The sequence below is a fragment of the Cronbergia sp. UHCC 0137 genome (assembly GCF_034932285.1).
GTDB lineage: Bacteria > Cyanobacteriota > Cyanobacteriia > Cyanobacteriales > Nostocaceae > Cronbergia.
On sequence record NZ_JAYGHC010000059.1, the window covers coordinates 24,669 to 30,789 of the forward strand.

Annotated in this window: 4 protein-coding genes; 2 read left to right on the plus strand and 2 right to left on the minus strand. The window is 34.3% G+C overall.

Translation table 11 applies throughout. The annotated features are described in order from the left end of the window. Nucleotides 1-336: 336 nt before the first annotated feature. Both VB711_RS22305 and VB711_RS22310 read right to left on the minus strand, forming a co-directional pair. A complete protein-coding gene (locus VB711_RS22305) occupies nt 337-1,170 on the minus strand; it encodes a hypothetical protein (RefSeq protein ID WP_323288509.1) in 834 nt (277 codons plus the stop codon). A 21-nt stretch (nt 1,171-1,191) separates the two neighbouring features. Beyond that, nucleotides 1,192-3,681, minus strand: coding sequence for an NACHT domain-containing protein (locus VB711_RS22310; RefSeq protein WP_323288510.1), 2,490 nt, complete (start codon nt 3,679-3,681; stop codon nt 1,192-1,194). 285 nt (nt 3,682-3,966) lie between these two features. Between VB711_RS22310 and VB711_RS22315 the strand changes: the two genes are divergently transcribed. Next, nucleotides 3,967-4,911 carry a hypothetical protein gene (locus tag VB711_RS22315; protein WP_323288511.1) on the plus strand — a complete coding sequence of 315 codons (945 nt, stop codon included), beginning with the start codon at nt 3,967-3,969 and terminating at the stop codon, nt 4,909-4,911. A gap of 48 nt (nt 4,912-4,959) precedes the next feature. Further along, nucleotides 4,960-5,946, plus strand: a complete 987-nt coding sequence (locus VB711_RS22320) for a caspase family protein (protein ID WP_323288512.1) — start codon at nt 4,960-4,962, stop codon at nt 5,944-5,946. Nucleotides 5,947-6,121 lie beyond the last annotated feature (175 nt).

Sequence of the window (6,121 nt, forward strand, 5' to 3'; positions counted from 1 at the left end):
CCGATAAGTATTGGGTACAATTCTATGTAAATTTATTCTATGGCTCAAATCGCTATGACTTTTCAAAAACTTCAGGAACAATTACTAATGCTTCCCTAAGATGATCGTTGGGAATTAATCAATATCTTAATGAAATCCCTGCGGACAAAACCTGCCTTGACAGTCAAACATAAAGGCATTGCGTCAAGTTTAGTAGGCATTGCGAAAACTGATGCGTCTGCCCCTACGGACGAAGAGGTTAAATCTATTTTAGAAACAAGGCTTTTGCAGAATTAAAGTCTTAATCGCTGCTTCGGTTGATAATTTGTCCGGGCTTCTTAAAGTCGGTATGCCATATTAACCACTTAAAATTTGCTCAGTAACTTGTCGCAATTGTTTCCAGACAATTTCACCTTTAAATTGTTCCCAAATAGTTGTAGGCTTTTCATAGAAGTACAATCGCTGCTGGCTTAGTTCGTAAACTACTGGGATTTCATACCAAAGCATATCTACTCGCAAGTCAAATGGATTAGTTCTTTGGATGGCTTCTCTGGTTTTTATATCAAGTTCATCTACTAAGGCGATCGCAAAACAAAGATGGGTTGGTATTCTGAAGTTAAAGAATGCTTGTCCTGCTGCATCTGGACTAACCGCTTCTCTAGCCCACACCATTGATTGAGCCGAGAATTGCTGCAAAGTAGTTATTCGTAAACTAGCAAACTCAGAGAACATAAAAAAGGCTTCTCCTCGCATTCCAAATCCTGTTTCAAAGTCTTTAATTCTAGCAATATAGTTGAACAATATACCTGTATTAAATACGTTTTGACGTATTTCCAAACACCCTTTTTGGCGTAATTTTTGTAAAACCTCTTCAAAATATTGCTCTATAGCTTGGCGATTATTACAAGCTTCTATTGTTCTAAAATATTCAACATCACGATTTTTATCTTGACTGGCTTGAATAACTTCAATCAATGCCTGAAGAGCTTTATCATTATTTTGATAATAAACTCTATCGCCTATATGGATATCCTTACCTTCCCCAATATTGACATTATACTTACCCAGTTGTTTCAATCTTTGGCTATCATCACTTGTAAGCAATTCTCGGAGATATTGAATATCAGCTTCTGTTTGCTTATTTTCAGCAATACGCTTGAGAATAGAATTTGTTTTGTCAGCAGTATTCATAATTTTTTTATGATTATCATTTTATTGTTTATTATGAGTTTTAAATGACATATTGAGAAAATGTTCCTGTAGAAGTGAATGAATAAACCGATATGAGCCACCTACTCGTTGAAGTATAGTTCGGTCGGTAGCATAGTTAAGGAATTTAGTATAATCACAAGGGATATAACCATTCAAGTAAAGAACGAGACGCAAGCTGAAATGTTGAACACAGGCAGCCCCTTCACTGATTAGCCAAAAAATTAACCCGAAACTTATACCTTTGGTATAGCCACTAATTACTCCAATGATTAAACCACTCGTAATCCCAACAATACTCGCATTTATGAAATAGTTTCGGATTCCCTGATTTGAGAGATTACTTTTTTCTGGACTTAACCCGGATTTCTCACGAGGGAGAAAAAATGTTGTTAAAACGTTTTGGGTAATTTGTCCAAAAATGAGTCCGCTAATAATTCCGACATACCACGGAGACTCATTACTTCCAAAAAAATAGTTGATTAGTGATGAGCATATTAGTGAAATAACTAAAACAAAAGAAGGTAGTATTGAATTATTAATATATTTATTCCAGGTCATTCTGCCAAAAAAAGCAAGACTTAAAGAATAACAAAAGAGTGAAATTGTTATCAAAACAAATAAATAAATATGATACAATGCGACAATTAATATACTAATAATTAATAATATTTCTATTCTATCCAGAATCAACCATGTTATGTATACTTTATTGTATTTATTGCATAATTTTTCTATTAACGCTATTTTAATTTGCATTAAACCTTGAGAAATTGAAAACAATAATCCCAATATTCTCATTAATGAGATTAGCATTAATGAAATATACCAAAATAAACTATGCCATTTCTCTGATGGACTCAAATATTTTCCACTAAGTACCAATAGTAATAGTAACAGTAACGGTGAAACTACTATTATTAAGTTAAATGAAATAACTCTAGTAGCAATTGAAAATATGGGAGGAATTGAATAATAGTATAGTCCTGAAATTAATCCTATAAATAATGTAATAGCAACTTTTGATAGTAATATTGCAACGGAATTGAGCAAGTTTTCCCTTGGTTGGATAACAACAGAAGATCGTAGTAGCAAAAAGATTATTATGATAAATAGGATGTTTATTTGGAGAAATATATTTTTAAGTCCTTTTATGTCTAAACCTGTATTTAGGTAAATGGCTAGTTCAACTATTGATGAAATGATTAGAAGCAAAATCAAAATATATACTTTTTTTTGATTTCTATTTAAAGTTTTACTGGGTTGAAGTTGGGCGACTACAAAATCAAATTTAGATTCTTGAGCTAACTGTTGAGCTATCCATGTAAGCCATACTCTAATTTTCTTGATTTTAGCGTCATTATCATCAATTAATCTTTCAGAAAGATAGGTGTTCCAAAGATATTGAAGGCGCTCTTCTGATGAGTCTAGCATCTGCCATTTTTGAGGAGAATTTTTTTTATAACAGAAAATAGCAAGATTTAAAAATAATGGAATACGAATTAGATCAAACAGAATAGCATCTTGAACGAAAGTATGTGAATCAGATAAATTTTTAATCTGTTGCAAATAGCTTTGAATTTGGTCATCACTAAGTGGAAGAAGACAAACAGCCCCATTTAGTTTTAGTCTTATTTTTGCACTAATATATTCTTCTTTGCGGGTACATACTACCAAGGATAGTGGTCGATTAACTTCACTCAGAAATATATTAATCTCTCCAATACATATCTGACGAAGGAATGAGTTTAACTCATCTAAGCCATCTAATAAAGGTAGTAGTTTTTGATCATTTAACAATTGTTCTATAGTTTTAGGTGGCTTTCCATATTTAGAACTAAGTGTCAATATCATCCACTTGCGAATGGGTTGTCGAGGTTGCCAAGAAGATAAGTTGAGAAGCACAGGTATAGGTTTTAAAGGCTGCTCTTCTGCGATATTAACTAAAGTTTCCGATAATTCCAATAAAGTTGTTGTTTTACCTGAACCAGGTTCCCCAAGAATTAGTAATTTACCTGCAATCTCATCTTGATTAAATATATCTATGATTTTAGGCTCATCAAAACTACTTCCATTGATGTCAGAACCGATTTTGATATCTAAATTCCAAGGACAGTTAACTAATTCTGGCTGTAGTTCCTTCTTTAAATTAATTGCCTTTGTGTTCTCTACAAATAAAGATTTCTTTAAACGACCTTTAACTTCTTTTTTTACGTCATCCAGCAGCAATTCTTCCTCTCTAGATCGTTGGACTGCTTTGGATTGTTGGATAGTTGTAACTAAAGCTTGTATCGCTTGTTCATTCCACTGTTGATTAATATGATCGCCTATATGGATCTCCTTACCATCTCCAATATTGACGATATTCTTGCCTATTTGCGATGCTATTGCGGGATTATCAGTAACCAGTTGTTGTAATAATGTTATATCTTCTTCCGTGTGTTGCTTATTAGCAATCCTGTTAATAATAGCTTGTAGATCATCTGTACCCATGATTTTCTCAATATATTTGTACTACAACTAATCAAAGAGATTTTAAAATTTTCCTCTATTGGGCGATATCCCCAGTAGATGACGAGATTATCCACCTGCGATCGCATTAAACATACAAATTGCTTATTATTATGGCATATTAGCAGAAAATAGGGATAAATACCGAAAACAATTTAACAAGTCCCAACTCCTGACAGCCAAAATTAGTATCAATTATTAAGCTTAATCTAATCAAGTTTAGTTTATTGTGTAAATACACCAATACAAAGCTTTGTGCTGGTTAGAATGTATATTTCTCAAGAGGAGAACATGGTGTTGAGTAGTGTATTCGAGGACATTCAGGTTATTGGCGAATCCGAAGATCCTGAATGGATAGCCGCAAAGCTGCAACAGATGAAAGACCCCGATTTTGAAAGCAATGTTGTTGCCGATTCCCATTCAAAAGGCTTTGATAAAGGGATTTTAGAGTTTTTAAACTTCGTCCAAGACCAACCTTGGATGTATGCAACTCACCAGTTTGGTTACATTGCGCCTCATAAATTAGGTTCAATACAAACTCAATCCATTCAACATCCCAGCGCAATACAAGCTGACAATACTCTCAAAAATAACCGTGTAAATATTCGTTTAGATCGCTTGCATATTGAAAAGTATCCTGGTGGAGGGACACATAATGTTCTGATTACTTTTGCGGTGAGAAATCAAGTAGCTAATGCTCAAGAATCCGTCAGCTTTAGCCAAACCTATCGGGTACAAGAAGGACAATCTGCTGGTATTTCTGGCTACCCCATCTTTATTGGGTTGAATGTAGGCTCACAGGGAATAGCCTTTGAATGCTCGACAGTGAACGTTAAAAATGAGCAAGATAAGGCAATATTAACAGCATTAGAATCTTCACCCTTTCAAAGTGGACTCAAACTTTTAACAACTACCCAGCCAGCGATTGCACCTTTCACAGAAATCACCTTGGGAGTTGTCAAACTACTAGCTCAACGCCATGAAAATGTGGCTGTACAGAAATTCTACCTGGGACTAGATTTTGAAGATTCAGCTATGGGTTGTCGTCTAGTAGAGGGTAACTATATTGCTGTGCAAGTTGCTGATGAAACAGTAATTGACTGGAACAAATGGATTTACAAACCAGAAATAGGTGCGATCGTACACAAGGCAGACAGTTCTAAACTACCTTATAACTATGTAATATTCCGCATCAGTCGGTATGAGGAATAACCAATTTACTTTGCAATTAATTTTTTTATTTCATAGGAAGAAATTGACATGACAGAGAAATTTATTCACGGTTACGCTTTACTAATTGGTGTTGGAAAATCTGCTTACAGTAAATTGTCTTTGCCTGTAACTGTCAAAGATACCCAGGCAATTTATGCTGCATTAATTAATCCTGAACTGTGTGCCTATCTTGATGACAAGGATCATATTCAGGTACTAAATGACGAAAATGCAACCAAGGCAGGTATTTTGGATGGATTAAATTGGTTAAAAGAAAAAGCCGAATCTGATCCTAATGCTACTGTATTTATTTATTACTCAGGACATGGCTGGATAGATAAAAATACAAACCGATATTATTTATTGCAGCATGACATTAAACCTACTAAAATTTCAGGTTCGGCATTATCAGCAGAAGATTTTACCGAAGCATTACGGCAAATTCAATCTGAACGTTTGTTAGTTGTTATTGATAGTTGTCATGCAGCAGGAATGGCAACTTCTAAAGATGCTGATTTGGAACTTAATAAAGAACTGGATGAAGAGTTTGATGATTTTCTCCGAGTTGCACCATCTAAAGGTTTAATTGATGAGTTGAAAAAGGGGAAAGGTAGAGCAGTTTTCACATCTTCTGAAGGTGAGCAAAAATCTTGGGTAAAAGATGCAACAATTAGTATTTATACTTATCATTTCCTTGAAGCTTTACAAGGTGCAGGAAACAAACCAGGTGATACAGAAGTAACAGTTTCTAATATCATGAATTACGTTAGTAAAGCAGTACCGGAAACAGCACATCAGTTGTACAACATAGCACAAATTCCTTGTTTCAATATGGATACAAAAGGAGATTTTACAATTGCCAAGATTCTTGGTGGTAAAGGTTTACCCGATAAAGGATGGGAAGGAGTGAAGTCTGAAGCAACACAGACTATTTACAAAATTGGGCAAATCATAGGTAAGCAGCAAGCAGAAAATATTCTCAATATTGAGAAAGCTGATAACTTTCATTTTGGTGATGTAATTCATAAAAGTTAAATTCTGAGTTGAAACCAAGGATGAATTAATACTACCTCTGTGTTACTAAATCAGGATAAGCGCATCTAATTTTGTATAATATGAACTTGACAAAAGTAACAAGATAAGGATAAGTGAGCAGATAAAAAATACACTTGACATCAGAGCAAGATAAGTGAGAAAAATTCAATGCTCT